The organism is Pseudomonas sp. GW460-LB5 (assembly GCF_059423245.1).
The window spans coordinates 1-26745 of the sequence record NZ_JBWKXT010000075.1 but is presented as its reverse complement, the minus strand read 5'-3'; the positions used below and the strand labels follow the sequence as shown (position 1 = coordinate 26745).

20 protein-coding genes and 2 rRNA genes are annotated in these 26745 nt (G+C 63.4%); 10 read left to right on the top strand and 12 right to left on the bottom strand.

The window, feature by feature from the left end:
- Positions 1-91: 91 nt before the first annotated feature.
- Positions 92-685 carry an NADPH:quinone oxidoreductase MdaB gene (gene mdaB, locus AC07XM_RS28095; RefSeq protein WP_016489115.1) on the bottom strand — a complete coding sequence of 198 codons (594 nt, stop codon included), beginning with the start codon at positions 683-685 and terminating at the stop codon, positions 92-94.
- Between the two features lie 163 nt (positions 686-848).
- Between mdaB and AC07XM_RS28090 the strand changes: the two genes are divergently transcribed.
- Positions 849-1163 (top strand): putative quinol monooxygenase, encoded by a 315-nt coding sequence (locus tag AC07XM_RS28090; protein ID WP_102690056.1) that lies wholly within the window; start codon positions 849-851, stop codon positions 1161-1163.
- Here the strand turns inward: AC07XM_RS28090 and AC07XM_RS28085 are convergent.
- Complete coding sequence (locus AC07XM_RS28085; protein ID WP_016489117.1) at positions 1153-1917, bottom strand: sulfite exporter TauE/SafE family protein; 765 nt, start codon at positions 1915-1917, stop codon at positions 1153-1155. The genes AC07XM_RS28090 and AC07XM_RS28085 overlap by 11 nt on opposite strands.
- A gap of 77 nt (positions 1918-1994) precedes the next feature.
- Between AC07XM_RS28085 and AC07XM_RS28080 the strand changes: the two genes are divergently transcribed.
- The 8 genes from AC07XM_RS28080 (at position 1995) to AC07XM_RS28045 (ending at position 9263) form a co-directional block, all read left to right on the top strand.
- Entirely contained in the window at positions 1995-2876 is an 882-nt protein-coding gene (locus AC07XM_RS28080) for a LysR substrate-binding domain-containing protein (RefSeq protein WP_096426755.1), read from the top strand.
- An 83-nt stretch (positions 2877-2959) separates the two neighbouring features.
- Positions 2960-3565, top strand: a complete 606-nt coding sequence (locus AC07XM_RS28075) for a CDP-alcohol phosphatidyltransferase family protein (protein WP_023046905.1) — start codon at positions 2960-2962, stop codon at positions 3563-3565.
- A 31-nt stretch (positions 3566-3596) separates the two neighbouring features.
- A complete protein-coding gene (locus AC07XM_RS28070; protein ID WP_016489120.1) occupies positions 3597-5351 on the top strand; it encodes a bifunctional alpha/beta hydrolase/class I SAM-dependent methyltransferase in 1755 nt (584 codons plus the stop codon).
- Positions 5352-6803, top strand: a complete 1452-nt coding sequence (locus AC07XM_RS28065; RefSeq protein WP_016489121.1) for a phosphatase PAP2/dual specificity phosphatase family protein — start codon at positions 5352-5354, stop codon at positions 6801-6803.
- Positions 6800-7231 (top strand): hypothetical protein, encoded by a 432-nt coding sequence (locus tag AC07XM_RS28060; protein WP_023046903.1) that lies wholly within the window; start codon positions 6800-6802, stop codon positions 7229-7231. Before AC07XM_RS28065 ends, AC07XM_RS28060 begins: the two co-directional genes overlap by 4 nt.
- A gap of 10 nt (positions 7232-7241) precedes the next feature.
- Positions 7242-7865 carry a lysophospholipid acyltransferase family protein gene (locus AC07XM_RS28055; protein ID WP_016489123.1) on the top strand — a complete coding sequence of 208 codons (624 nt, stop codon included), beginning with the start codon at positions 7242-7244 and terminating at the stop codon, positions 7863-7865.
- 1 nt (position 7866) lies between these two features.
- Complete coding sequence (locus tag AC07XM_RS28050; protein WP_016489124.1) at positions 7867-8799, top strand: phosphatidate cytidylyltransferase; 933 nt, start codon at positions 7867-7869, stop codon at positions 8797-8799.
- A gap of 119 nt (positions 8800-8918) precedes the next feature.
- Entirely contained in the window at positions 8919-9263 is a 345-nt protein-coding gene (locus AC07XM_RS28045; protein ID WP_003258412.1) for a cupin domain-containing protein, read from the top strand.
- Between the two features lie 232 nt (positions 9264-9495).
- On the opposite strand, the gene mmsB is transcribed toward AC07XM_RS28045, so the two are convergent.
- Positions 9496-10383, bottom strand: a complete 888-nt coding sequence (gene mmsB, locus AC07XM_RS28040; RefSeq protein ID WP_016489125.1) for a 3-hydroxyisobutyrate dehydrogenase — start codon at positions 10381-10383, stop codon at positions 9496-9498.
- 9 nt (positions 10384-10392) lie between these two features.
- A complete protein-coding gene (locus AC07XM_RS28035) occupies positions 10393-11919 on the bottom strand; it encodes a CoA-acylating methylmalonate-semialdehyde dehydrogenase (RefSeq protein WP_016489126.1) in 1527 nt (508 codons plus the stop codon).
- 132 nt (positions 11920-12051) lie between these two features.
- Between AC07XM_RS28035 and AC07XM_RS28030 the strand changes: the two genes are divergently transcribed.
- Positions 12052-13002, top strand: a complete 951-nt coding sequence (locus AC07XM_RS28030) for a LysR family transcriptional regulator (RefSeq protein ID WP_023046902.1) — start codon at positions 12052-12054, stop codon at positions 13000-13002.
- 142 nt (positions 13003-13144) lie between these two features.
- On the opposite strand, the gene yfiB is transcribed toward AC07XM_RS28030, so the two are convergent.
- From yfiB to AC07XM_RS27990, 8 genes are all read right to left on the bottom strand, one after another.
- On the bottom strand, positions 13145-13636 hold the full coding sequence (gene yfiB, locus AC07XM_RS28025) for an outer membrane lipoprotein YfiB (protein WP_016489128.1): 492 nt from the start codon (positions 13634-13636) through the stop codon (positions 13145-13147).
- 4 nt (positions 13637-13640) lie between these two features.
- Positions 13641-14912, bottom strand: coding sequence for a diguanylate cyclase DgcN/YfiN (gene dgcN / locus AC07XM_RS28020; protein ID WP_023046901.1), 1272 nt, complete (start codon positions 14910-14912; stop codon positions 13641-13643).
- Positions 14909-15475: a regulatory sequestration protein YfiR gene (gene yfiR / locus AC07XM_RS28015; RefSeq protein WP_016489130.1), complete on the bottom strand. Its 567-nt coding sequence runs from the start codon at positions 15473-15475 to the stop codon at positions 14909-14911. The genes dgcN and yfiR overlap by 4 nt, the downstream gene beginning before the upstream one ends.
- A 135-nt stretch (positions 15476-15610) precedes the next feature.
- Entirely contained in the window at positions 15611-17698 is a 2088-nt protein-coding gene (gene recD / locus AC07XM_RS28010) for an exodeoxyribonuclease V subunit alpha (RefSeq protein ID WP_102690055.1), read from the bottom strand.
- Positions 17695-21369: an exodeoxyribonuclease V subunit beta gene (recB, locus tag AC07XM_RS28005; protein WP_102690054.1), complete on the bottom strand. Its 3675-nt coding sequence runs from the start codon at positions 21367-21369 to the stop codon at positions 17695-17697. Before recB ends, recD begins: the two co-directional genes overlap by 4 nt.
- Positions 21366-24848: an exodeoxyribonuclease V subunit gamma gene (gene recC, locus AC07XM_RS28000; protein ID WP_102690053.1), complete on the bottom strand. Its 3483-nt coding sequence runs from the start codon at positions 24846-24848 to the stop codon at positions 21366-21368. The genes recB and recC overlap by 4 nt, the downstream gene beginning before the upstream one ends.
- Before the next feature lie 279 nt (positions 24849-25127).
- A 5S ribosomal RNA gene (rrf, locus tag AC07XM_RS27995) occupies positions 25128-25243 on the bottom strand.
- Between the two features lie 134 nt (positions 25244-25377).
- Positions 25378-26745 (bottom strand): 23S ribosomal RNA (locus AC07XM_RS27990); the annotation flags it as partial.

The window sequence follows — 26745 nt, the reverse complement described above, 5'->3', positions numbered from 1 at the left end:
TCAGCTTGCCATTCACCGCTCTCACTTCAGATTCTATTCCTTCTCCAAGACACAAGCGGGCTTGCCCCGCGAAGAGGCCGGAAAAGGCAACCTACTGCTGTGCCCTGCCGAACACCTTGTCCAGATGTGCTTCATAAGCAGCCAACGCCGCCGGCACATCCGGGCGCTTCATCACATCCACCGCCAGGTAAGTCGGCAGGCCAGTCATGCCAAGGAACTGGTTGGCCTTGTGGAACGGGAAGTACACGGCATCCACACCTTTGCCTTCGAAGAAGTCGCTCGGGTCATCGAACGCCTGCTGCGGCGCATTCCAGGTCAGCGACAGCATGTACTGCTTGCCGTGCACCAGCCCACCGCTGCCGTATTTCTGCGAGTGGTCCGAACGGGTACGGCCATCGTTGGCGTAAAGGCTGCCATGGCCCGCGGTAAAGACTTCGTCGATGTACTTTTTCACGGTCCAGGGTGCGCCCATCCACCAGCCCGGCATCTGGTACACGATCACATCGGCCCAGAGAAACTTCTCGACCTCGGCCTGCACGTCGTAGCCGCCGTCGATGAAGGTCTGCTGCACATCGTAACCGGCACGGTCCAGGTGAGCGATGGCCGCTTCGTGCAAGGTCGCGTTGAGGCGGCCTTCGGAATGGGCGAACTGTTTACCACCATTAAGCAGAAGGATCTTTTTCATGCTGGCCTCCCGGGCCGAGTGAAAATTTGATGCCGGCAGGTTAGAGGCTCGCGGGGCTGGGATACAGCAATGACAAGGCAAAATACAATTGAGCAGAAGTCACGAATGGGTAAAGTATTATTGCCTTAGAATCGTTTCACCACCCATCATCGAGTAGTGCCCCATGAGTGAGCAGTTCGCCTTCATCCTCAAAGCCAAGACCCGCCCGGAAATGGCTGATGCGTTCGAAACCCTGTTCCGCCCCTACGTCGAGCCCAGCCGCCAGGAACCGGGCTGCATCGAGTACCACATGCTGCGCGACCAGCAGGACCCAAACCTGTTCGTGTTCTTTGAAGTGTGGGCCGACCAGGCTGCACTGGACGTGCACTCGGCTTTGCCGCACATGAAGGCGTTTTTTGAAAAGCGCATGGACTACCTGGAGCGCGAGTTCGATATCCAGCGGGTCGACATGCTCAGTGCCTCGTCCGCTAGCCGTTGATCAGCAAGTGGCCGCCGAGTGCGGCCAGGCCGATGAAAAAGCAACGCTTGAACAGCAGCGCGCTGATGCGCTGACGCAACCACTGCCCGGCCAGCATGCCGAGCAAGGCGGGCGCCAGCATCAGCAGCGAAGCCCCCAACGCCTGGCCCCCCAGGGCATCCTGCCCGGCCAGGCCAACCGCCAGCGCCACGGTTGAAACCGTGAACGACAGGCCCAGGGCCTGGATCATCTGTTCACGGCTCAGGCCCAGGCTCTGCAGATAGGGCACAGCAGGTATCACGAACACCCCGGTTGCCGCCGTGATCACCCCCGTCACCAGCCCGCAGACCGGCCCTAGCCAACGCTCGTGCGCCGGCGCCAGGTGCAAGCTTGGGCCGAGCAGGCCGTACAACGCATATGCCAACAAGGCCGCACCCAGTGCGTGCGCGGCCCATGGGCCACTGTCGATCCCCAACCAGGCACTGCCCAGCAGGGTGCCAATGAAGATCAGCGCCAGCATCGGCCCCAGCCGCGCCAGCAACGCACGCAGGTGCCCGCCGCTGGCCAGTTGCCAAATGTTGGTGAGGGTCGAAGGCACGATCAGCAATGCTGCAGCCTGCGCCGGTGGCATAGCCAGGCCCAGCAGGCCCATGGCGATGGTCGGCAGGCCCAGGCCGATTACCCCCTTCACCGCACCCGCCAGCAGGAAGGTCAGTACCACCAGCAGCGACAATGCCGGGCCAATGTTCTGGTAGAAAGCGAGCGAAGTAGTCATGGGCGGATGATGGCCGGTTCCGGGCTGCGGGAAAATCTGCCATATACTCAGCCAGACTCTTGCAATGACAGAGCCACATGCATTTCGACCTGATCGACCTCAAACTGTTCCAGCACACCCTGGAATGCGGCAACATCACCGCCGGCGCCAGCCGCAGCCACCTGTCGCTGCCGGCCGCCAGCGCGCGCATCCGCGCCATGGAGGCATCGCTGGGTATCCCGTTGCTGGCGCGCAACCGCCGTGGCGTGCAGCCGACCCCGGCTGGCCAGGCACTGCTGCAGCATGCACGTCTGATAGGCCAGCAGGTCGAGCGCCTGCAGTTTGATCTGGGCCAGTACGCGCAAGGGCAGCAGGGCCAGGTGCGCTTGCTGTGCAACACAGCAGCACTTACAGAGTACCTGCCGGAGCTGCTGGCCAGCTATCTGGCTGAAAACCCCGGGGTCAGCGTGGATGTGCAGGCGTTGCCGAGCCTGCGCATCGTGCAGGCGATTACCCAGGGCATGGCGGACCTTGGCATCGTATCGACTGCCGCGCCCAATCAACACCTGCAGACCCGCCCGTTTCGCGATGACCCGCTGGTGCTGGTGACACCCTTGGGCCACCCGTTGGCCAGTGAGGCCGCGCCCCGCTTCATCGACAGCCTGGTCCATGGCCATGTCGGGCTGGGCGCCAGTAGCGCGTTGGCGCAGTATCTGGAGGAGCAGGCACTGCGCGAGGGGCGCCGCATGCAAGTACGGGTGCGGGCCGAGGGTTTCGATGGGGTGATCCGCATGGTTGCTGGCGGGGCCGGCGTCGGGGTGGTGCCGCTGGCAGCCGTGAAGCGCTGGCAGGGCGTGTTGCCAATGCACTGGGTGGCGCTGGAAGAGGCGTGGGCCAACCGCAAGTTGCTGGTGTGCGCGCGGGATTTTGCGGCGTTACCGGGCTATGCCGCAGCATTGGTAACCACCCTCACCCGTTGAAGCGGTAGTTCCTGCACAGGAAGTGCATTTTTTTGGCCGGTCGCACACAATCCTCCCATCGCACCACGAAAAAGGATTTCACAGTGGCATCGATCTACCAGCTCAAACCACGCTTCCAGGCCCTGCTGCGCCCGGCAGTCCAGCGCCTTTACGACCGCGGTGTCACCGCCAACCAGGTCACCGTCGCCGCCGCAGTGGTGTCGATCCTGCTGGGCCTGCTGCTGGCCAGCCTGCCCCACATTACCTGGCTGTTCATCCTGATACCGGTCTGGATGCTGCTGCGCATGGCGCTGAATGCGGTCGACGGTATGCTGGCCAGGGAGTTCGGCCAGCAATCCACCCTCGGCGCCTACCTCAATGAACTCTGCGACGTAATCGCCGACGCCGCCCTGTACCTGCCCTTCGCCCTGCTGGCCGGGGTTTCACCAACGCTGGTGGTGCTGCTGGTGCTGTGTGCCACCTTCAGTGAATACGCCGGTGTCATGGGCCCGCTGGCCGGTGCATCGCGGCGTTATGACGGCCCCATGGGCAAAAGCGACCGGGCCTTTGCCTTCGGCGTGCTGGGCACCGGGGTCGCGTTTGGCCTGCTGAACGGCAGCTGGGTCAATGGCTTGCTGCTGGTCATCCTCGCGCTCTCGCTCTATACCCTCTACAACCGGGTTCGCCAGGGGCTGGCCGAAACCCGCTGAGCCCAAAGCCGCCGCAAAAAGGACGTTGATCATGCGCCAAGCGCAAGCGCTGCACTTCTCCACCCATGACGGTGTCGAGTTGCACTACCGTCATTGGCCTGCCACCCGCAACGAGCACCAGCCACGCCGGGCCGTGGTGATGTTCCACCGCGGCCATGAACACGGCGGGCGCATGGCCCACCTGGCCGATGAACTGGACATGCCGGGCTATGACTTCTTCGCTTGGGATGCCCGCGGCCATGGCCAGTCGCCAGGCGCACGTGGCGACAGCCCGGGGTTTGCCACCAGCGTGCGCGACGTGCAAACCTTCATCGAACATATCCAGGCACATCACGGCATCGCCGAGCACGACATGGTGGTGCTGGCGCAAAGCGTCGGCGCTGTACTGATTGCCACCTGGGCCCACGACTATGCACCCAAGGTGCGCTGCCTGGTACTGGCCTCACCAGCGTTCAAGGTCAAGCTCTACGTGCCGTTCGCCCGCCCGGGCCTGAAGCTGCTCAAGGCCTTGCGCGGCAACTTCTTCGTCAACAGCTACGTCAAGCCCCGCCTGCTCACGCACGACCCCGAGCGGGTCATGTCATACGTGGCCGACCCGCTGATCAGCCGGCCGATTTCGGTGACCATGCTGCTGGGCCTATACGAAGCCGCTGACCGGGTGGTGGCGGATGCCCAGGCCATTCAGGTACCGACCCAGTTGCTGGTATCCGGGGCCGATTTCGTGGTCGAGCGCCAGCCGCAGGAACGCTTTTTCGAACGGCTGGGCAGCACGCGCAAGGAAATGCACCTCCTGCCGGGTTTCTTCCACGATACCCTTGGCGAACGTGACCGGGCCCATGCCCTGAAGCGCATCGAGCGATTTGTGGAGCATTGCTTCGCCAGCCCCGCCGCGCTGCCCTCACTGCTCGATGCCGACAAGACCGGCGCCAGTTGCGCCGAAGCCGAAAGCCTGGCCGCACCATTGCCACGCCACTCGCCGCGTGACCTTTACTGGCGCGCTACCCGCGCTGGGCTAAGCCTGGGCAAGGGACTGTCTGCGGGTGTGAAACTGGGCTTTGACACCGGCTTCGACTCGGGCAGCACGCTCGACTATGTGTACCGCAACCAACCGACCGGCAAGGGCAAGCTGGGCCGCCTGATCGACCAGCACTACCTCGACGCTATCGGCTGGCGCGGTATTCGCCAGCGCAAGCTCCACGTCGAAGAGCTGCTGCGCTTGGCCATCAACCGGCTGCGCGAACAACAACGGCCAGTGCACATTGTCGATATCGCCGCCGGTCATGGCCGCTACATCCTCGAAGCCCTGCAAGACCTTGAGCAGTTGCCTGATTCGATCCTGCTGCGCGACTACAGCGAGCTGAACGTGCAGCAAGGCAGCGCGCTGATCGCCGAAAAGGGCCTGGCTGACATCGCCCGTTTCGTCCAGGGCGATGCCTTCGACCGCCAGAGCCTCGCCACGCTGGAACAGCCACCGACCCTGGCCGTTGTATCGGGGCTCTACGAACTGTTCCCCAGCAACCAACTGGTGGGCAATTCGCTGGCCGGCCTGGCCGATGCCGTGGAAGATGGCGGTTATCTGGTCTACACCGGCCAGCCGTGGCACCCACAACTGGAAATGATCGCCCGCGCGCTCACCAGCCACCGAGGCGGCGAGGCCTGGGTGATGCGACGCCGCAGCCAGGCCGAAATGGACCAGTTGGTAGAAGCAGCCGGCTTCCGCAAGCTGGCCCAGCGCATCGATGAATGGGGTATTTTCAGCGTCAGCCTGGCACAGCGGGTGCGCTGAATGAACCCACCACGCGAGCCTGGGCTGGTACGCCGAGGGGTGTTCTGGCTTCTGCTGCTGGGGCCGTTGTTCTTCCTCAGTTACGGGCTGGCGAACAACCATACCGCCGGCCGCAGTGATGTCGGTAGCCTGGTGTTCGGCTGGGAGCGCAGCATGCCGCTGTGGCCTTGGACGATCATCCCGTACTGGTCGATCGACTTGCTCTACGGGCTGTCCTTTCTGCTGCCGCGTACGCGCCAGGAAATGGACCGGCATGCGCTGGCACTGCTCAGCGCACAAGTGATCAGTGTCACCTGTTTCCTGCTGTGGCCGCTGCGGTTCACCTTCGAACGGCCGGAGCTGGGCGGGCTGTTCGGCTGGCTGTTCGATGTGCTAATGGGGTTCGACAAGCCGTTCAACCAGGCGCCTTCGCTGCACATTGCGCTGCTGGTGATCATCTGGACGATGTTTGCCCGGCATGTGCGGCGTCAGCCCTGGCGATGGCTGATGCATGGCTGGATGGCGTTGATCGGGGTGTCGGTACTGACCACCTGGCAGCACCATTTCATCGATGTACCCACGGGGGCATTGGCGGGGTTTGCCTGCGTCTGGCTGTGGCCGTATCAAGGGCGGCTGCCCTGGCAGCAGGTGCACTTTGCACGGGATGCCAAGCGCTGGTGGGTCGCGTTTTGTTATGCCCTGGGCGCAGTGTTGTGCGCAGTGCCTGCCGTTGAATTGAGCGGTGCCTGGTTGTGGTTGGCTTGGCCGAGTCTATCGCTGGCGCTGGTTGCGCTGAATTATGCCGTGTTCGGTGCAGGCGGGTTTCAGAAAGGCGCCGATGGGCGCTTGTCGAGCGCGGCCATCTGGCTGCTGACACCGTACCTGGTCGGAGCGTGGGTCAATTCGCGGCTCTGGACCTGGCACCACCCGCAGGCCGATGAGGTGTGCGATGGCGTGTATCTGGGGAGGGTCCCTGGGCGCAGCACGCCGTTCGCCGCAATTGTCGATTTGTGCGCCGAGCTGCCGTGCGCTGTCAGCCGCCCTGCTGCGCACATTTGTGGGAGCGGCGTTGTGTCGCGAAAGGGCTGCGCAGCGGCCCCGGCAATGTCTGCCGCAAAGCTGAAAAACCGGGGCCGCTTCGCGCCCCTTTCGCGACACGAGGCCGCTCCTACAACGGCCGCGCCAGCCTTTGAGTATCAGTGTTTCCCTACCCTGGACCTGATAGCGCCGGACGTTGCCCTTTTACAACAGGCCGCCGACGCCATCGAACGCCTGCGCGCCCAAGGCCCCGTACTGGTCTGCTGCGCTCTGGGCTATTCACGCAGCGCCAGCGCCGTGGCCGCCTGGCTGCTGCTCTCCGGCCGCTGCAGCGACGCCCAGCAGGCCGAAGCACTGATCCGCAAAGCCCGCCCCGGCATCGTCCTGCACCCGGCACACCGCCGGGCCCTGCAACAACTTGGAGCACAGCCATGAACCTGCGGGTGGTGGCCTGCCTGCTGGGCCGCGGCAAACAGCTGGAACGCGTGTCCGACGGGTTCACCCTGCTGGCCCTGGCCTACGGCCTTGCGCCGTTGCTGGGTGCGCCCCTTCAAACGCTGGCCAGCTTGCTGTGCGGCGTGCTGCTGGTGCTTGGCGTAGTGCACAAGTACTGGGCCATCCGCGTGGCCATGGATGCCGAACTGTTCACCCACCTCGCCAGCAGCAACCACCTGGCAGCGGACACCCAGGCCCTGGACCGCGCCCTGTTCGAGCTGAAACTGAAACCGCAGGCCACGGACGCCCGCGCCTGGCCTGAACGCAGCCAGGCCGCGTTGGGCCTGTTGCGCCGCCAGGCAGTGTGCCTGGGCCTGCAGTTGTCGCTGGCCTTGGCTACCCTGCTGACACTGCCTTTGAAGGGATGACCACCGATCCATGCTCGCCAACCTGACCGCCTACCTCATCACCTCCGCCGCCCGCCTGATCACGGGCGCCCGCGCCCTGTGGCTGGGTTGCACGCCGCTGCCAGTGCAGCGCCTGTACTTCGCCAACCACAGTAGCCACGGTGACTTCGTACTGCTGTGGGCTTCACTGCCGCAGCCCTTGCGCAAACGCACCCGCCCGGTGGCCGGCGCGGACTACTGGGCCAAGCCGGGCATCCGCGATTTTCTCATTCGCAAGGTGTTCAACGGCGTATTGATCGACCGCCAACGCAGCGAAGGGCAAGGCAGCCCGCTACAGCCGATCCTTGAAGCCGTGGCCCAAGGCGACTCGCTGATCTTCTTCCCGGAAGGCACGCGTAACCTGGGTGACGAGCCACTGATGCCGTTCAGGAGCGGGTTGTACCACCTGGCCGCGGCCCATCCCGATGTCGAGCTGGTACCGGTATGGATCGCCAACCTCAACCGGGTGATGCCCAAGGGCCGTGCCCTGCCCCTGCCGTTGCTGTGCACACTGAGCTTTGGCGAACCACTGCACCTGCACGCTGACGAAAGCAAGCAGGCCTTTCTCGAGCGGGCCAGCCAGGCCCTGCTGAACCTGGCCCCGAAGGATGCCTGAGATGGACGACAACACCCTTTCCCTGTTCGCCGGCATCGGCGCCCTGCTGCTGCTCGCCAGCGTGACCGGCCGCCTGCTCAAGTGGCGCGCCGGCCCGGCGCCACACGCGGTAATCGACAACCTCAACGCCCGCATCAACGCCTGGTGGGTGATGGTGCTGGTAATCGGCATTGCCTTCCTGTTCGGTAAATACGGCGTGATCGTGCTGTTCTATGGTGTGTCGTTCTACGCCCTGCGCGAGTTCATGACCCTCACCCCGACCCGGCGCAGCGACTACCCGGCGCTGGTGGCAGCGTTTTATGTGGCACTGCCGGTGCAGTACGTGCTGATCGCCATGGACTGGTACGGCCTGTTCAGCATCTTCATCCCGGTGTACCTGTTCCTGCTGCTGCCGATTTTGGCCAGCTTCGGCGGCGATACCACGCGCTTTCTCGAACGTGCGTCGAAGGTGCAGTGGGGGCTGATGATCGCGGTGTACTGCGTATCGTCGGTGCCCGCCTTGATGACCCTGGACATCCCCGGCTACGAGGGGCGGAACCTGCTGCTGATCGCCTGGCTGATCCTGGTGGTGCAGATCAGCGACGTGCTGCAGTACGTGTGCGGCAAGCTGTTTGGCAAGCACAAGGTGGCCCCCAACCTGTCACCGTCCAAGACCGTAGAAGGGTTGGCCGGCGGCGTGGCACTGGCCACCCTGATCGGCGCCCTGTTGTGCTGGATCACCCCGTTCACCTTCTGGCAGGCCGCGCTGATGGCGTTGGCGGTCAACGCCATGGGCTTCTTCGGCGGGCTGGTGATGTCGGCGATCAAGCGCGACCGCGGGGTGAAGGACTGGGGCCACATGATCGAAGGCCACGGCGGCATGCTCGATCGCATGGACTCGGTGTGCTTTGCCGCGCCAGTGTTCTTCCACTTTGTGCGGTACTGGTGGGCGTAGCGAATATCAAACGTCTGGCATAGCGCGACCAGACAGCTGGACGTCGAGCCCAGGCAACTGCGGCTCGGCCGATGGCCCTATGGTGACCCGTCATTCAGCCAGTCACCAGGAGTTGCCACATGTCCGATTTCATCACCGTCCTGCGCGAAACCTGCCCGACGCCGGTCGTGGACGCCACCAAGTGGAAGCGCATCGGCGGCGATCCGCACACCGTCAACCTCAATGCCTACCTGTCGGCCGACGGCAGCAAGATCATGGGCACCTGGATCTGCACCCCGGGCAAGTTCGAGGTCAACTACGAGAAGTGGGAGTTCTGCCACTTCCTCGATGGCTACTGCATCATCACCCCGGAAGGCGAAGAGCCGAAGCACCTGAAGGCCGGCGACGTGTTCGTGATCGAACCAGGTATGAAAGGCACCTGGGAAGTGGTCGAGACCGTGCGCAAGTATTTTGTCTTCGCCTGATCCCTGAAGCTACACATAGCCCTGTGTAGGAGCAGCCTTGGGCTGCGAAGAGGCCAGTTCAGACACAGCAGTTGTGTTGTCTTGGCTGGCCTCTTCGCAGCACAAGGCTGCTCCTACAACCATCTCTAGCCTGAAATACGGGCAAAAAAAATCGCGGGGCAGGTGCCCTTCCCTCTGGTGCGCAGTTACAGAGGGAAGGCCGCCTGGCCCGCGATGAAGCCCACCTCTTGCGTCAATCTTTCTTGCGATAACCCTCGACGATGGCCGAGAAGTCCTTGCCACCCTCGCCACGCAGGCTCATGGCCTGGTACAGCTGCTGGGCCACAGCACCCAGGATCACCGGTTGGTGAGCCTGGCGTGCCGCTTCAGTGGCCAGCCCCAAATCCTTGAGCATCAGTTCGGCGCCAAAGCCACCGGTATAACCACGCGATGCCGGCGCCGTTTCGATAATGCCTGGCCACGGGTTGTAGGTGTCCGAACTCCAGCAACGCCCGGTCGAACTGTTGATGATGCCGGCCAGCACCTTGGTATCGATGCCCAGCGCGTTGCCCAGGGCCATGGCCTCGGACACACCGACCATCGAGATGCCCAGCAGCAGGTTGTTGCAGATTTTGGCGATCTGCCCGGTGCCGACTTCACCGCAGTGCACGATGTTGCGGCCCATCTGCTCCAGTACCGGCTTGAGCGTGGCGAACAGCTCGGCACTGGCGCCTACCATGAAGGTAAGGGTGCCGGCCGCCGCGCCGCCAGTGCCACCGGACACCGGCGCGTCGCCCATGTCTACGCCTTTGGCCGCTGCCGCCTTGGACACATCACGGGCGGTTTGCGGGTCGATGGTGCTGCAGTCCACGGTAGGCGTACCGGCACGAATACCGGCCAGCACGCCATCTTCGTTCAGGTACACGCTGCGTACATGGGCAGCAGCCGGCAGCATGGTGATCACCAGCTCGCTGTTGGCTGCCGCGTCCTTGGGTGATGGGCTGATCTGCCCACCCAGCTCTGCCAGCTCGGCCAGCACGGCCTTGTTGAGGTCGAACAGGTTCAGTTGATGCCCGGCCTTGATCAGGTTGCGGGCCATGGGCGCACCCATATTGCCCAAACCAATGAATGCAATACGCATGACTTCTCCTTAGCGCAGGCTGATGGTGGTGTTCACACCGTCATTGACGCTGTCGTCATCGAACCAGCGAGCGGTGACGGTCTTGGTCTGAGTGTAGAACTGCACCACTTGCTTGCCGTACGGGCCGAGGTCGCCGAGCTTGGAGCCGCGGGAGCCGGTGAAGCTGAAGAACGGTACCGGTACCGGGATCGGGATGTTGATGCCGACCTGGCCGATATCAATTTCGCTCTGGAACTTGCGCGCTGCCGCGCCGCTCTGGGTGAACAGCCCGGTGCCATTACCGAACGGGTTGGCGTTGACCAGGGCGATGGCCTCGTCGAGGGTATCGACCTCCAGGGTAACCAGTACCGGGCCGAAGATTTCCTGGGTATAGACCTGCATGTCGGTCTTCACGCCCGAGAACAGGGTTGGGCCAACGAAGTTGCCCTGCTCGTAACCGGGCACCGTGACCTCGCGGCCATCGAGTTCCAGCTTGGCGCCTTCCTTGATGCCGCTTTCGATCAGGCCCAGCACACGCTCCTTGGCGCGTTTGGAAACCACCGGGCCAACGTCGGTGCCCGGTTCGCAGCCGGCATTGACCTTAAGTTTGCTTGCCGCTTCCTTGATGTCGGGCAGCCACTCACGGGCCTTGCCCACCAGCACCGCCACCGAGGTGGCCATGCAGCGTTGGCCCGCCGCGCCGAAGGCGGCACCGACCAGGGCGTTGATGGTTTGCGTGCGGTTGGCATCGGGCAGCACCACTGCGTGGTTCTTGGCACCCATCATCGACTGCACGCGCTTGCCGTGCTGGCTGCCGAGGTTGTACACGTGGGTGCCGACTTCAGTAGAGCCGACGAACGAAATGGCCTTGATATCCGGGTGAGTGCAGATGGCATCCACCACTTGCTTACCGCCATGCACCACGTTGAGCACGCCGGCCGGTACGCCGGCTTCCAGCGCCAGCTCGACCAGCAGCATGGTCGACAGCGGATCTTGCTCGGACGGTTTGAGCACGAAGGTGTTGCCACACACGATGGCCATGGGGAACATCCACAGCGGGATCATGGCCGGGAAGTTGAACGGGGTGATACCGGCGCATACCCCGATTGGCTGGCGCAGGGTGTAGGTATCGACACCGCCGGCGACGTTCTCGGCAAATTCGCCCATTTGCAGGGTGCCAATGGACGCGGCGTGTTCGACCACTTCCAGGCCGCGGAAAATATCGCCTTCAGCGTCGGCCAGGGTTTTGCCCTGCTCGGCGCTGAGCACCTGGGCAATGCGTTTGGTGTGTTCGCGGATCAGCGCCTGCAGCTTGAGCATGATGCGCATACGCGCGCCGATCGGGGTGTTTCGCCAAGTCTGGAAGGCGCGGTGGGCAGCGGCCACGGCAGCGTCGACTTCCTCGACGGTGGCGAACGGCACCCGCGCCAGCACCTCTTGGGTGGCCGGGTTGACGATGTCGCGCCATTCGGTGGTCTTTGACTCGACCCACTGGCCGTCGATCAGCAGCTTCACCTGCTCTACCTTGGCCTGGTTTGGGGATTGCGGTGCGTTCATCTGCGTTCTCCTTGGAATTATTGTCGGGACGAGATCGCCAGCGCCAAGCAAACGCGAGGTGGCGTCCTGAGGCTTGTTTCGAGTATAGATGTGCAAACATCCAACAAGAACGCACAAAAAAACCGGATCATCATGCAAAAAGACCTCACATCCCTGAGCGCGCTCAACTGGGACGACCTGAAGTTTTTCCTCGAAGTGGCGCGCACCCGCAAGGCCAGCAGCGCTGCCAAACGCCTGAGCGTGGACTACACCACGGTGTCGCGGCGCATCAGCTCGCTGGAGGGGGCGTTGGGCACGCTGTTGTTTGAAAAGTCGCGGACCAACGGCTTTGTCCTTACCGCCGAGGGGCAGCGTTTGCTCGGTTATGCCGAATCGATCGAAAGCACGCTGCACATGGCGTGCGAGCAGGTGTCCGGGTCGGGCGTGGCATTGTCGGGGCATGTACGCATGGGCTGCACCGAAGGCTTCGGCAGCTTTTTCGTTACCCCGCAGCTAAGCCACTTCGTCGATGCCTACCCGGCGATTTCTGTGGATATCCTGCCGCTGCCGCACTTCATCAGCCTGTCCAAGCGTGAGGCGGACATCGTAATTGCCCTGGAGCGACCGGAGCATGGGCCTTATGTGTGCTGCAAGCTGTGCGACTACCGCTTGCGGCTGTATGCGACCCAGGACTACCTGGACAGCCATGCACCGATCCGCCAGGTAGCGGACTTGGCCAAACACCCGTTCATCAGTTACGTGGATGACCTGGCGTTCAGTTCGGAGCTTTTGTACCTGGCCAACCTGATTCCCGGCGCCAGCGCACACTTGCGCAGTACCAGTGTGATTGCGCAGTACACCGCCGCGTTGCAGGGGCGTGGGCTGGCGATACTGCCGTGCTTCCTTGCGGCGCAAGACCCGCGACTGGTGACGGTGCTGCCCGAGGAGATCGAGGTGACGCGGCAGTTCTGGATGTACTGCCGGGAGGATTTGCGCAAGTTGAAGCGCATTACCCTGCTGTGGGATTACATCCGTGGGGTGACCGAGGCGAATGCACCGTTGTTGATGGGCGAAACCCGCGAAATGCGCTTTGCCCAGGAGTGATGGTGCTGCGTAGCGCCTTTGTAGGAGCAGCCTTGTGCTGCGAAGGGGCCAGTCATGGCAATACGGCTGCTGTGCCTGGTCTGGCCTCTTCGCAGCACAAGGCTGCTCCTACAGAGAAGTGTGATAGCTCAGCGGACAGCGGTCAGTAGGACGCCACCACGATCGACACCCGACGGTTCTCGGTGCGCCCCGCACTGGTACGGTTGTCCGCCACCGGTTGTGTGCTGCCCAGGCCGCGGCTCTGGATGTTCTGCGCCTGCATGCCAACCCCGACCAGCGCCCTGGTCACGCTCTGCGCGCGGCGCTCGGACAGCTGCTGGTTGTACGCCGCTTTGCCCGACGAATCGGCATGGCCATCCACCCGTACGCCCTGGATGCCAACGCCAAGCAACGCCTTGCCAATGCGTTCGACAATCGCCTGGCTCTGGCCGTTGAGGCCGTCCAGATCGCTGCCGAACAGCACCTTGCCAGACAAGTCGTAAGCCCAGCCTTCATCGGTCGGGGTAAACCCTTCGCGCTTGAGTACGGCAATCTGTTCTGGGGTAAGGCCCTTGGGGGGTGCGCTCTGGCAACCGGTCAGCGCCAGCACGGCGAGTAACAAGGTCCAAAGGGAAAAGCGTAAAGCGTGTATCACGTGTTCAACTCCTGTTCTTGATTTCACTGGCGGACCGTTCCGTCTGCGCCACTTGCCAATGGCCACGGCGCTTGCGCTTGGCCTGGTACATCGCCGCATCGGCGGCATTGAGAAGACTGGCGGGGTCAGCGCCGTCATCCGGGTAATAGGCAATACCGACACTCAGTGAGGTGGCGATACTGCGGCCACTGTCCAACTGCACGGGCAGCTGCATGCTGGCAATGATCTTTTCGGCAATGTGCTCGGCGTCCTCGCGCGACTGCAAAGGCGTCAGCAGCACCGCGAACTCATCACCGCCCAAGCGTGCCACCAGGTCGTGTTCGCGCAGCTGGGCCCGCACGCGGTCGGCCACGCTGATCAGCACTTCGTCGCCCACGGCATGGCCGAGCGTGTCGTTGATCTGCTTGAAGTGGTCGCTGTCGAGGAACAGCAGCGCCAAGTGTTCCTGCTGCCGCGCCGCGTTACGCACGCTACGGCTCAGCCGCCCCTCGAAGAAGGCGCGGTTGGGCAGGCCGGTCAGGCTGTCGTGACTGGCCTGGTGCGCCAGGGTCTGGTTTTCGTTCTGCAGGTGGCTGTGCCATACCTCGAGTTCGTCGAGCAAGGCATTGAAGTCGTTGCCCAGTTCGTTGAGTTCTGCAATCCCCGCTTCCGGCACGCGCCGGTCAAAACTGCGCTCGCGGCGGGCGGCGTGGGCGACGCTGGCCAAGCCACGCAGCGGGCGGACGATATCGCTGAGCAGGCGCCGCGACAGGTATTGCGCAGCCAAGGCACTGAGTATTGTGCAGAACAGGATGCCGGCCAAGCCACTCAGCAGGAACAGCAACAGGCTACGGCCCTGGCCAACCAGTTCGATGTGCCCGACCTGCTGCTGCTGGTGCAGGATCGGCAGGTTGATCGGTTCATCCAGCAAGGCGGTGGCAACCTGCACTTCAAGCTTGGCGAGCATGCCCGTATCGCCCCGTTGCCAGTGCGCCAGCAGCTCGCCTTCGTCGTTGAAGACCTTGGCCTCGGCCACCTCCTCTTTGCTGGCGATCAGCACCAGCGATTCATTGGCTGCGGCACTGTCATCGAATACCACCGCCGCTTCCACGGTGTAGCTGATCGAACGGGCGATCAGGTGCAGGTTGTGATTGGCGTAGACACGCAAGGCCAGCACGCCCAGCAGGGTAAGTGAAATACCGGCCAGGCCCACGGCGAGCAAGGCAACGCTGAGGTGGCCACGCCCAAGCACCGAACGCAGGGTTGGGCGCACGCCATGCTTGCGGGTCGGCTTCATGGCTGCACCGCCCGGCGCCGCGACAATTGCAGCACACTGGGGTGGATGCGTACGCCGGAACGCGCCACCGAGTCGAGGTTGACGTCAAAGGCCACCTGCTGATCGCTGACCCGCAGGCAGAACAGGCTACCAACCGTGCACGGGTCGTTCGCTTCGCTGATGCTCAGTACCGGGTGGCCGCTGACGCGCTCGAACAGCCGGTCGCGCTGGCCTTGGTCGAGTTTGCCGATGTAGATGGCATCGCAGGCCTGGGCGACCTGGGTGTCTTCTGCCAGCAGGCGCCGCACCTGCAGCGGGCGCCCGGACTCCTGAACATGGCCTTTGATCAGGTCATCGGCGTACTCGGTCGGGCCGACCAGGCACAAACGCAAGGGTGAGGGTTCGACGGGCCAGCGGGCGTAACTGAAGATGCCCAGGACCACCTGGGTGACGGCCTTTGCACGTTGCTGCGCCTGGGCGGCGGTTGTGCCGGGGTCTGCCCGGGCAGGGTCTGCGCAATAGAACAGGCCGGCCAGCAGTAGCGAAAGCGCACAGCTTGTCACTCGCCTTGCGGCCACGTTCATGTGGGAAATCTCTTAAAGTCCTTACCGCTATCGGCGCAACGATAGCACATGGCCGCATCGTTGTAGGAAGGAGCCCCTCATGTATCGGGATTGATGGCCCTTTCGCCGGCAAGCCAGCGCTAGGGCCTCGCGGTCTTACACCTGTTCGAGCATCAACCCGGAAATACGCCGCACCTTGCGCGCCACCGCTTCTTCGAAAATGCCCTGGCGTGGCTCGACCAGGCTGAAGCAGTGCTTGGCCCGGGTGATGCCGGTGTACACCAGTTCCTTGGTCAGCACCGGGTTGAGCGCATCCGGCAGCACCAGGGCCGTGTGGCTGAACTCCGAGCCCTGGGACTTGTGCACGGTCATGGCGAATACCGTTTCCACTTCATTGAGCCGGCTCGGCAGCACGAAACGCACACCACCACTGCCGTCGTTACGCGGGAAGGCCACCCGCAGCAGCGGCTCACCACGCTCGTCCGGCAGGCGCAGGGCGATACCGATGTCGCCGTTCATCAGCCCCAGCCCGTAGTCGTTGCGGGTCACCAGCACCGGACGGCCTTCGTACCAGGGCTGCTGGCTATCGATCAGCCCGGCAGCGTGCAGCACCCGCGCCACCCGTTCGTTGAGGCCTTCGACACCCCAGGCGCCACGACGCACCGCGCACAGCAACTGGAAGTCCTCGAAGCTGTGCAGCACCTTGCCCGCCCATTGCTCCCACGCGGGGTCGTCAAATGCAGTTTCGAGTGCAGGCCGGTAGCGGCCAAGTGTGCGCAGGTAGCTGCGATAGCCTTGCGGGCCTTCGGCACCGCGGTTCAGGCCGTCGAGTAGCAGGCGGTCGAAAGCCCGGTCCTGCTCGTGCTTGAGGGCAAGGCTGTGCACATCGGCCGGCGGCGTGGCCAGCAGGTTGCGCGCCGCATGGGAGTCCTGGCAGTTGACCAGCCGCGCCAGTTGACCAATACCGCTGCCTTCCCCGAAGCGCCGTGAGAAGCGCAGCATCACCAATTGCTGGGCCAGCGGGTTGCGCTGCTCATCACCGGCCTTCAGGCCGCTGGCGGCCAGCGACTCGCCGCTGATCTGTTCCAGCCACGCAGAGGTCGCCGACGAATAGTGGCCCCCCTCGGCATCCCGACACAGGTCGCCCAGCACCGCACCGGCCTCGACCGAAGCCAGCTGGTCCTTGTCGCCCAGTAGCACCAGGCGCGCGCGGGGTGGCAGGGCGTCGAGCAGGTTAGCCATCATTTCCAGGTCGATCATCGACGCTTCATCGACCACCAGCACGTCCAGCGGCAACGGGTTGCCTGCATGGTGGCGAAAGTGCCGCGAGCCGGGGCGGCTGCCGAGCAGACGGTGCACAGTGCTGACTTCAGTGGGGATCTGATCACGTACTTCGGCGCTGACCTGCAAGCGCTCGACTTGCTGGCCAATCGACTCCGTCAGGCGCGCAGCAGCCTTGCCGGTCGGCGCGGCCAAGCGGATGCGCAGCGGCCTGCCCTGCTCCACTGCCGGCCCCTGCAGCAAGGCCAGCAGGCGCACCACGGTAGTGGTTTTGCCTGTGCCGGGGCCACCGGTGATGATGCTGAAACCGGCACGGGTTGCCAGCGCACAGGCAAGCTTCTGCCAGTCCACCTGGCCAGCTGGCGCTCCCCCTTCGAACAGTTGCGACAGGCGACCTGACAGATCGGCCAGCGGCGCCTCGGCCTGGGTCAGGCGCTGGCGCAGGATCTGGTCGATGCGCCGCTCGTAGCGCCAGTAGCGGCGCAGGTACAAGCGCTCACCGCTGAGCACCAGTGGCCGCGCCTGCTGCCCCGGGGTATCGCCGGCAGCCACCAGCGCGCTGGCGGCGATGCGTTGGCGCCAGTCCTTCAAATCGAGGTTGGCCAGCAACTGCGAGGGCAGCAGCAAGGGGCCTGTCAAGGCGTCGCCTTCCGGCGGCAGTGACAATGCAAAATCGGGCTCGGCCAGGGTTTGTTGCAGGTCCAGGCAGACATGCCCGTGGCCCAGTTGGTGGCTGGCCAGCGCCGCCGCCAGCAATAGCAAGGGGTCGCTACCGGGGGCGCGCTCTTCGAGGAACGAGACGAACGCGCGGTCCAGGGCACGCAGCCAGCCCCGCTCTACCCAGCGGTCGAGCAGTTGCAGCAGGTCACCGCTGTCATGCTGTGGCGCCAGCGCCAGCAGGTGTTCGGCGTGCAACGGGGTGGGCAACAGGTCGACCAGGTTTCGGCGCTTGGCGCGGCTCATATCACGGCTCCGGCAAACAGGTCTTGCTGTGCCGGCGGGTGCTCGCCACGGAACAGCGCATCAAGGCGTTCAATCAGCTCGCGCGGTGGCTTGGTGTGATACACACCGTGGCCACTGCTGCTGGCGCCCCGCAGGAAGATGAACAATGCACCGCCAACATGGCGGTCGTAATCGTAGTCCGGCAAGCGAGCGCGCAACTGGCGGTGCAGGGCCAGCAGGTACAAGACGTACTGCAGGTCGTAGCGGTGCTCGAGAATGGCCTTTTCCATGGCCATGGCGTCGTAGGCCTGGATATCCGGGCCCAGCCAGTTGGACTTGTAGTCAGTCACGTAGTAACGCCCATCCAGCTCGAACGCCAGGTCGATGAAACCTTTGAACATGCCGTTGAGCACGGTCGGCTGCGCCGCCGGGCGCGCCAGGCCGGGGTGGGTGTGGCGCGCCACCAGGCGGTCGAGTTGTTCGGTGTCGACCCGGTGGCTGGCGAACCAGAACTCCATTTCGATCTGGTAATGACGCAACTGCCCGAGCGTCACGCCCTTTTCACAGCCCGGCAATGGCAGCGTCTCGCCCAGCAGGCGTTGCATCCAGTGGCTGAGGGTGGGAATCCAGCCCGCCCAGTCACGGCGATTACAGCGCTGGCCCACGGTACGCTCGATCTGCTGAGGGTTTTCGCTGACCTGGCTGAAGCCCTCCCGGCCGGCCCATTCCAGCAAGCCATGCAGGAAAGTGCCAGGGTTCGGCCCTCGCGGAAAGCGGTGGATATCGCCACTGTCGGCCGGTACCTCTCGCAGTATCTGGGCATCGACCACTTCGTCATCCAGCAACTGCTGTGCCTGCGAGCTGTCGGCAACAAGCGTCTGATCGCCGATGCGCAGGGCGCTATACGAGGCGATCCACCAATGCTCGGCTGCCGCGCGGCGCGGTTTGCGTGCGGGCACACGCTCACATTCGGCGTGCGGCATGCGATACACCCGGTCATCAGCCTGCGGCAGGCCCGAGCAGGTGATGTACGGGCATGTTGACGCCAACGCTTGCAACCAGCCTGCAAGCTGCTCCGAGCCCGCCAGGGCAAGGCCGCCACCCAGCAGGTAGCCAAAAGCCGAGCGGTGCAGCTGCGAAGTCTTCTGGTTACCGCGCTTGAGGTCGGCAACACCTAGCCAGCAAGCATGCTGGGCACGGGTCAGGGCTACGTAGAGCAGACGCAGGTCTTCGGCCAGGCGCTCGTCATCGGCGCGCTCGATCTGTAGCGGGTCCGGGGTGAGGGTGAGGTGGGCGTTACCTTCGCTGTCATGCCAGGCCAGTGGCAGGCGGCTGCCATCCACCGGCTTGCTGGTGCAGATGAACGGCAGGTAGACCAAGGGATACTCCAGGCCCTTGGACTTGTGGATGGTCACCACCTTGACCAGCTGCTCGTCGCTTTCCAGACGCAGGATCTGCTCTTCACCGACCTGCCCGGAACTGGCCAGATGATCGGCGAGGTGGCGGATCAGCGCCTGTTCGCCGTCCAGCTCACCCGCCGCCTGCTGCAACAGCTCGGCCAGGTGCAGCAGGTTGGTCAGGACACGCTCGCCATCACTGCGGCGGACCAGCGTGCGCGGCAGCTCGAAGTCATGCAGCAGGTGCCGCAGCATGGGCAACACGCCTTGGCGTTGCCAGGTATCGCGATAATGGCGAAAACGCATGACCCAGCCTTCCCAGACCCGTTCGTCCTGGTTCAAGCGGTCCAGCGCTACCAGCGACAAGCCCAAGGTGAGGCTGGCCAGGGCCGCCTTGAGCAGGCGCTCCGAGTCTGGCTCGGCGCAGGCCTTGAGCCAGGCCAGCACATCGTGGGCCTCCTGAGCCGTGAATACCGAGTCTTTGTCTGACAGGTACACACTGCGCACATCGCGTGCGGCCAATTCGGCGCGCACCATCTGCGCTTCATGCCCGTCACGCACCAGGATGGCAATGTCGGAGGGCAGGCACGGGCGCAATTCGCCCTCGGCATTCTGGAAGCCCGCCGTGCCCTGCTGACCGCCATTGAGCAAGGCGACGATATGGCTGGCGCAACTGGCTGCCAGCTGCTGGCGGTAGACACTGCTGGAGACTGGTTCTTCGCTTTGCAGCTGCCAGCAGTGCAGGGCTGCACTGGCAACCCCGTCAATCAGCAGCTGTTCGCCACGGCCCTTGGCGCGGACCTCGACGAACGGCAACGGGTTGTCATCGGCCTCGCGGAACAGAAACGCCCCCCGCCCCGCCTCACGCGCCTCGGCCTGCAGGAACACTTGGTTGACCGCCGCGACCATGGCCTTGCTGGACCGGTAGTTGGTGTCCAGGCTGTGCAGGCGGCCGCTGGTGGCGCGCCGGGCAGCAAGGTAGGTGTAAATGTCGGCCCCTCGAAAGGCGTAGATCGCCTGCTTGGGGTCGCCGATCATGAACAGGCCGGTTTCTGCGCGGTTTTCGCTGACAGGGTAGATGCGCTCGAAAATGCCGTACTGCACCGGGTCGGTATCCTGAAACTCGTCGATCAGGGCTACCGGGAACTGTTCACGGATCAGGCTGGCCAGGCGCTCGCCGGCCTCGCTGGCGAGGGCGTGCTGCAAGCGCACGAGCATGTCGTCGAAGCCCATTTCTGCACGCCGGCGCTTCTCCACTTCGAAACGCGCCAATACCCAATTGGCCGCGTGCTCGAGCAGGGCGGCATCCGGACTGTCCAGGGCCTGCAATTGCTGCTGCAAGCTCTGCATGGCGTTCAGGCCCGGGTGCTCGGGCGGTTCCCCCTTCCAGGCCTCGGCCATGCCCGCCGGGGTCAGGCGGGTGAAGCCCGTGCCCAAGTCGAGCTCTACCCGTTGCTCATCCCCGGCCCAGGCGCAGAGCTTGTCGAACCAAGGCTCGAAGTAACGGGCTTGCATCTTGCGGCCATCGACCTGCTTGGCAGCCAGCGCATCGCGGCAGATCTGCCGCAGTTCTTCGGCCCACTGCGCCCACGGTGCTTTCAGCCTGACCAACTGTTCGCCACGTTGCTGCAGCGAGGCCTGGATCAATGCGGCTGGCTCTGGCCCATCCTGCTGGGCACGCACGCGGCCGAACAGTGGGCGAATGCGCGGCAGCAAAGCATCGGGGCTACCCCAGTTGTCACGCACCCAGGCCAGTGCGTCACCTTGCATGCCATAGCAGAAGCGCCGCCAGTAATCGCGCATCACCTGGCCCAGCAACTCGCTGTGGTCGGTTTCCAGGGTCTGGGTGAACAGGCTGCCGCTGTCGAAGGCATGCTCACGCAGCATGCGCTGGCACCAGCCGTGGATGGTCGATACCGCCGCCTCGTCCATCCACTGCACGGCGATTTCCAGGCGGCCGGCACAACGTGGCCAAGCCTCTTGCGGGTAATCGTCACGCAGTTGGTGCAACAGCGGATCGGCGCCTTCCAGTTCGCCACGGAAGAACCGTGCAGCCTCCGCCAGGCGCGCGCGGATGCGTTCGCGCAGCTCTTTGGTGGCTGCATCAGTGAAGGTGACCACGAGGATTTGCGGTGGCAGCAGCTCGCGTGCGAAGCCCTGCTCGCCCCCATGACCGAGGATCAGGCGCAAGTACAGCGCCGAGATGGTGAAGGTCTTGCCCGTGCCAGCGCTGGCCTCGATCAGCTGGCTGCCGTGCAGGGGGAAACTCAGTGCCAGGGGACGGTCCTGGGTCATGCGCCTTTCTCCGAGTTGCCCAGGGTCTGCCAAGGGGCGGTGAACAATGGGCGGTACAAGGTTTCGCACCAGCCTTCAAAGGTTTCGTCAGCGGTGAGTGCGGCAAAGTCGCGGAACTGGCGGGCCAAGGCAATGCTCTCACTTCGCTCGCCGAAACGGGTGCGTTCATCGCCTTCGTAGGCGCGCGCAGCTGCAGCCAGGGCTTTATCGGCATCGTCCTCGGCCAGCCAGGCGAACGCGGTCTTGGCCGCGACGGGCAACGGCGCATTCATCGCCGCCTGACGGGCCACCAGCAGGTCGCCCAACAGCTGCGCAGCCTGCTGTTGCGCCAGCGGTGCGAGCAACAGGGTCAGGTCGCTGGCTACCAAGGCACTGTAATAGGAATAGCCCGCCGCACAGGCCGCCAGGTGCGTAACCCAAGGGGCGATCAGGCGGTGCCACTTGAGGTTGTTGCGCCCTGCGCTGATCGTATTGGGTACGGTGGTGATACTGAGCAGGCTCTGGTCATCCGCCTGGAAGACCCGCCCCAGCCAGCCTTCGAGACGGTGCTGGCCGTGCTTGAAATGCACCGGCAAGGCGCCCTCGACCGGCTGCGGCCAGCGTTGCAGCAACTGCTGGTGACGTTGCAGCAGGTCCGGGAGCGGTTCGATCAACTCGCTTTGCAGCAGCTCGCCGAAACCGGCCAGCGGCAGCAAACCACAGGCCTGAAGGCGCCTGGCCTGGGCCCGCAAGGCCTGTTCGGCGTTATCCGGTTCGGCCAGCGCGGCGCCAAGCAGGCTTTCACTGGCGCCATAGCGCTGCAGGGTATCAAGGACAAAAGGTTCTTCGTCCGGAGTGGGCGCTTCCAGCGCCTCGAAGTACACCTTCAAGCGCTGGCTGAAGAAATGCCGCACCGGGTGGCGCAAAAAGTCATTGAGCTGGGTCAGGCTCAGGGCTTCATCGTCAAGATAAGGCGGCAGGCCGGTATCAATCTGCTCATCCTCCTCGCCCTGCTGGTGCAGCAGCTGCCATTCGTGGGCGAAGCTGAACAACGGGCTGCCCTTCTGGAAGTAGCGTGAGCTGAAAGGCTGCAGGGGATGCTCCTGGGTCAGTGCGTGCAGCAGTTGCTCGCCCGGTTGCGCTGGCGACCCCTCCTGCGCCCCGACCAGATGCCAGCCTGCAGCGATGTGATCACGCAACTGGCCTACCAGGACCGAGGCAGGTCGCTCGCTGTTGTCGCGGATACTGCGCCCGACCCAGCTGACGTACAGCTGGTCACGCGCCGACAGCAGCGCTTCCAGCAACAGGTAACGATCGTCTTCGCGCCGTGAGCGGTCACCGGGGCGGTAGTCGCTGGCCATCAGGTCGAAGTCCAGTGGTTGCTGGGCGCGCGGGTAATCACCATCGTTCATGCCCAGCAGGCAGACCACTCGGAACGGGATGGCGCGCATAGGCATGAGGGTGCAGAAGTTCACCGAGCCGGCGAGGAAGCGTTGCGACAGCTTGCCCTGGTCGAGGCCCGACAGCCAGGCTTCACGCACTACGGTGAGCGGCAACGGGTCTTGCAGGCCGACGGCCTCGCACACCTCAAGCCAGCCATCGCGCAGCTCCTGCAGCTGCATCAGCAGGAGCTCGTCACGCTCGCCCTCAGCGAGGAAAAACACCTGCAGCAAAGCATGCAGGCGCTCGCCCCACTCGCTGACGGTCGCAGGCTCGGACAAGGCCTGGCAGGCCACTTCGAGCGCATCAAGCAGTGCGACCAGCGGGCCGATCAGTGCCGCGTCCAGGCCACCGATTTCATCATAGGGTTCGATGCCGTCACAGGCTTCGCCCACCCCCACGGCATAGCCCAGCAGCATGCGCCGCAGGCCGAAGCGCCAGCTGTTCTGTTCAAGCCCGGCGGGCAAGCCCAGGCTGGCCCGCTGCTCGGCGTTGATGCCCCAACGGATACCTGCGCCCTCGATCCAGCGGTGCAGCGTGGGCAATTCGTTTTCGCGGATACCGAAGCGGGCGCGGACTGCCGGGACGTCCAGCAGGTCAAGTACTTCGCTGACCGCAAAGCGGCTGTCTGGCAACTTGAGCAGGTGTTCGAGGGCGATCAGCAAAGGCTCGCGACCGCGCTGGCCCTGGTCAGTGAGGGTGAACGGAATGTAGCGTGGATCATTGCGGTGCAACTGGCCGAACACTGCGCGGATATGAGGCGCATAGGTGTCGACAGCCGGCAGCATGACGATCACGTCACGCGGGCGCAACGTCGGGTCGGCGCTGAAGCGGGCCAGCAGTTGGTCGTGCAGGATCTCCACTTCACGTTGCGGGCTGTGGGCAATGTGGAATCGAACAGAGCGGTCCTTCGCCGTGTCGACTGGCGGCCACAGCTCGCGGGTTTCGGCGAGCGGACGCAGTTCAAGAATGTCGTCCTGCAGTTGGTTAAGCAGGGTTGTGGGCGAACCGTCACTGAAAAGGTCGATGCGGCCATCGCTGAACACACCTTGGTAGCTGCCAGGGTCGTCATAGCTGTCGAGCAGGTTGATATAGTCGCGACCTTGTTTGCCCCAGGCTGCCAGCAACGGGTGGGCATGTTGATGCAGCGACTGGTCGTCCAGTTGCAGGGGCATGCCCTGCTTGCGCTGCTGGCGCTTGTACTGATGGCGCAGCAGATCCTTGTCGGCAACGATATCGGCCCAGTGGTGGCGGCAGGGGTTGTGCACGCACAGCAGCACCTGGCTGAAACGCGCCAGGCCCGCCAATGCCTCCAGGGCCTGGGCAGGCAGCGAAGAGATACCGAACACGATCACCCGCGGCGGGAGCCCTGCGGGTGCCTGCTGCAAGCTGTTGATACGCTCGACGAAGCGTTGATGCACGCCGGCGCGGCTCTGTGCCATCCCCTCTTGGCCAACATCCTCCAGCAGCGCACGCCACAGTTCGGCTTGCCAGCGGTTGCCCGGGGGCAGCGCTTTGCGCTCGCCGCGGGCGGTGTTGAGGATGTGCTCGCCCGCAGCCCAGTCCTTGAGCCAATCGGCACGGTAGACCTGGTACTGGTCGAACAGGTCAGCCAGGCGCTCGGCGAGCTGGTAACGCTTGCGTAGGTCACTGTCGTCGGTGAGGAAGCGCCGCAGCGGCTCGAAATGCGGGCGCTCGATCAGGGCCGGCAGCAGGCGCATCAGTCGCCAGGTCAGCGGGGCCTTGTCGAGCAGGGAAACCTCGGGAATTTCGTCACGGCCCAGCACGCTTCGGTACAACTGCCACATGAAGCTGCCGGGCAGTTGCACATCGATTGCGGCGGCGATGCCGCAGCCGCCCAGGTCATCTGCCTGCGGGTCTTCAGCCAGCGCGAGTTTGAGCCATTGGGCGATGCCATTGCTTTGCACCAGGGCAATTTCGTTTTCCAGCGGCGCCAAGGGGTAGCGACGCATCCAGCTCACCACCAGGCTGCGCAGGTCGTCGAGGCGGTTGCCGTGGACGATCATGAAGCCGGGGTGGAGGTGGGTGATGTTGGGCATCGGCGGGTCTCTGGCAGGCGCTGGTGGCTGAGGGGGAACGATATCACGCGAACATGAAAGGGCCGAATGCCATCATTTTGAGCCCCCTTGGCTGGCGTTGCCCCTTTCACTGTAGGAGCGGGCGTGCCCGCGAAACAGGCTGCGAGGTGAATGGCACGGGCTTCGCCCGTGTTCGCGGGACAAGCCCGCTCCCACAGGGATTCGAGCTGGGCAGAATTTTTTTGCCCACAAAGACAAAACCCCTACCTGCATGCGCAGATAGGGGTTTTGCGAAATGAATCTTGACGATGACCTACTCTCACATGGGGAAACCCCACACTACCATCGGCGATGCATCGTTTCACTGCTGAGTTCGGGATGGGATCAGGTGGTTCCAATGCTCTATGGTCGTCAAGAAATTCTGTAGCCAGAATGTCCAGATGGACAGCCCAGCGAATCCGGATATGTGATGTTTGTGGTTCGTTGCGAACTTTCGGTTCGTATCATCTTCACCACCGCAATCTGCGTCAGCAAATTGCTTGGGTGTTATATGGTCAAGCCTCACGGGCAATTAGTATTGGTTAGCTCAACGCCTCACAGCGCTTACACACCCAACCTATCAACGTCGTAGTCTTCGACGGCCCTTTAGGGGATTCAAGATCCCAGTGAGATCTCATCTTGAGGCAAGTTTCCCGCTTAGATGCTTTCAGCGGTTATCTCTTCCGAACATAGCTACCCGGCAATGCCACTGGCGTGACAACCGGAACACCAGAGGTTCGTCCACTCCGGTCCTCTCGTACTAGGAGCAGCCCCTCTCAAATCTCAAACGTCCACGGCAGATAGGGACCGAACTGTCTCACGACGTTCTAAACCCAGCTCGCGTACCACTTTAAATGGCGAACAGCCATACCCTTGGGACCGGCTTCAGCCCCAGGATGTGATGAGCCGACATCGAGGTGCCAAACACCGCCGTCGATATGAACTCTTGGGCGGTATCAGCCTGTTATCCCCGGAGTACCTTTTATCCGTTGAGCGATGGCCCTTCCATACAGAACCACCGGATCACTAAGACCTACTTTCGTACCTGCTCGACGTGTTTGTCTCGCAGTCAAGCGCGCTTTTGCCTTTATACTCTACGACCGATTTCCGACCGGTCTGAGCGCACCTTCGTACTCCTCCGTTACTCTTTGGGAGGAGACCGCCCCAGTCAAACTACCCACCATACACTGTCCTCGATCCGGATAACGGACCTGAGTTAGAACCTCAAAGTTGCCAGGGTGGTATTTCAAGGATGGCTCCATGAGAACTGGCGTCCCCACTTCAAAGCCTCCCACCTATCCTACACAAGCAAATTCAAAGTCCAGTGCAAAGCTATAGTAAAGGTTCACGGGGTCTTTCCGTCTAGCCGCGGATACACTGCATCTTCACAGCGATTTCAATTTCACTGAGTCTCGGGTGGAGACAGCGCCGCCATCGTTACGCCATTCGTGCAGGTCGGAACTTACCCGACAAGGAATTTCGCTACCTTAGGACCGTTATAGTTACGGCCGCCGTTTACCGGGGCTTCGATCAAGAGCTTCGCTTGCGCTAACCCCATCAATTAACCTTCCGGCACCGGGCAGGCGTCACACCCTATACGTCCACTTTCGTGTTTGCAGAGTGCTGTGTTTTTAATAAACAGTCGCAGCGGCCTGGTATCTTCGACCGGCATGGGCTTACGGAGCAAGTCCTTGACCCTCGCCGGCGCACCTTCTCCCGAAGTTACGGTGCCATTTTGCCTAGTTCCTTCACCCGAGTTCTCTCAAGCGCCTTGGTATTCTCTACCTAACCACCTGTGTCGGTTTGGGGTACGGTTCCCAGTTATCTGAAGCTTAGGAGCTTTTCTTGGAAGCATGGTATCAACCACTTCGTCGCCTAA

Coding starts and splice junctions, on each gene's coding strand:
- mdaB (WP_016489115.1), bottom strand. CDS start 685: ATGAAAAAGATCCTTCTGCTTAATGGTGGTAAACAGTTCGCCCATTCC.
- AC07XM_RS28090 (WP_102690056.1), top strand. CDS start 849: ATGAGTGAGCAGTTCGCCTTCATCCTCAAAGCCAAGACCCGCCCGGAA.
- AC07XM_RS28085 (WP_016489117.1), bottom strand. CDS start 1,917: ATGACTACTTCGCTCGCTTTCTACCAGAACATTGGCCCGGCATTGTCG.
- AC07XM_RS28080 (WP_096426755.1), top strand. CDS start 1,995: ATGCATTTCGACCTGATCGACCTCAAACTGTTCCAGCACACCCTGGAA.
- AC07XM_RS28070 (WP_016489120.1), top strand. CDS start 3,597: ATGCGCCAAGCGCAAGCGCTGCACTTCTCCACCCATGACGGTGTCGAG.
- AC07XM_RS28065 (WP_016489121.1), top strand. CDS start 5,352: ATGAACCCACCACGCGAGCCTGGGCTGGTACGCCGAGGGGTGTTCTGG.
- AC07XM_RS28060 (WP_023046903.1), top strand. CDS start 6,800: ATGAACCTGCGGGTGGTGGCCTGCCTGCTGGGCCGCGGCAAACAGCTG.
- AC07XM_RS28055 (WP_016489123.1), top strand. CDS start 7,242: ATGCTCGCCAACCTGACCGCCTACCTCATCACCTCCGCCGCCCGCCTG.
- AC07XM_RS28050 (WP_016489124.1), top strand. CDS start 7,867: ATGGACGACAACACCCTTTCCCTGTTCGCCGGCATCGGCGCCCTGCTG.
- AC07XM_RS28045 (WP_003258412.1), top strand. CDS start 8,919: ATGTCCGATTTCATCACCGTCCTGCGCGAAACCTGCCCGACGCCGGTC.
- mmsB (WP_016489125.1), bottom strand. CDS start 10,383: ATGCGTATTGCATTCATTGGTTTGGGCAATATGGGTGCGCCCATGGCC.
- AC07XM_RS28035 (WP_016489126.1), bottom strand. CDS start 11,919: ATGAACGCACCGCAATCCCCAAACCAGGCCAAGGTAGAGCAGGTGAAG.
- AC07XM_RS28030 (WP_023046902.1), top strand. CDS start 12,052: ATGCAAAAAGACCTCACATCCCTGAGCGCGCTCAACTGGGACGACCTG.
- dgcN (WP_023046901.1), bottom strand. CDS start 14,912: ATGAAGCCGACCCGCAAGCATGGCGTGCGCCCAACCCTGCGTTCGGTG.
- yfiR (WP_016489130.1), bottom strand. CDS start 15,475: ATGAACGTGGCCGCAAGGCGAGTGACAAGCTGTGCGCTTTCGCTACTG.
- recD (WP_102690055.1), bottom strand. CDS start 17,698: ATGAGCCGCGCCAAGCGCCGAAACCTGGTCGACCTGTTGCCCACCCCG.
- recB (WP_102690054.1), bottom strand. CDS start 21,369: ATGACCCAGGACCGTCCCCTGGCACTGAGTTTCCCCCTGCACGGCAGC.
- recC (WP_102690053.1), bottom strand. CDS start 24,848: ATGCCCAACATCACCCACCTCCACCCCGGCTTCATGATCGTCCACGGC.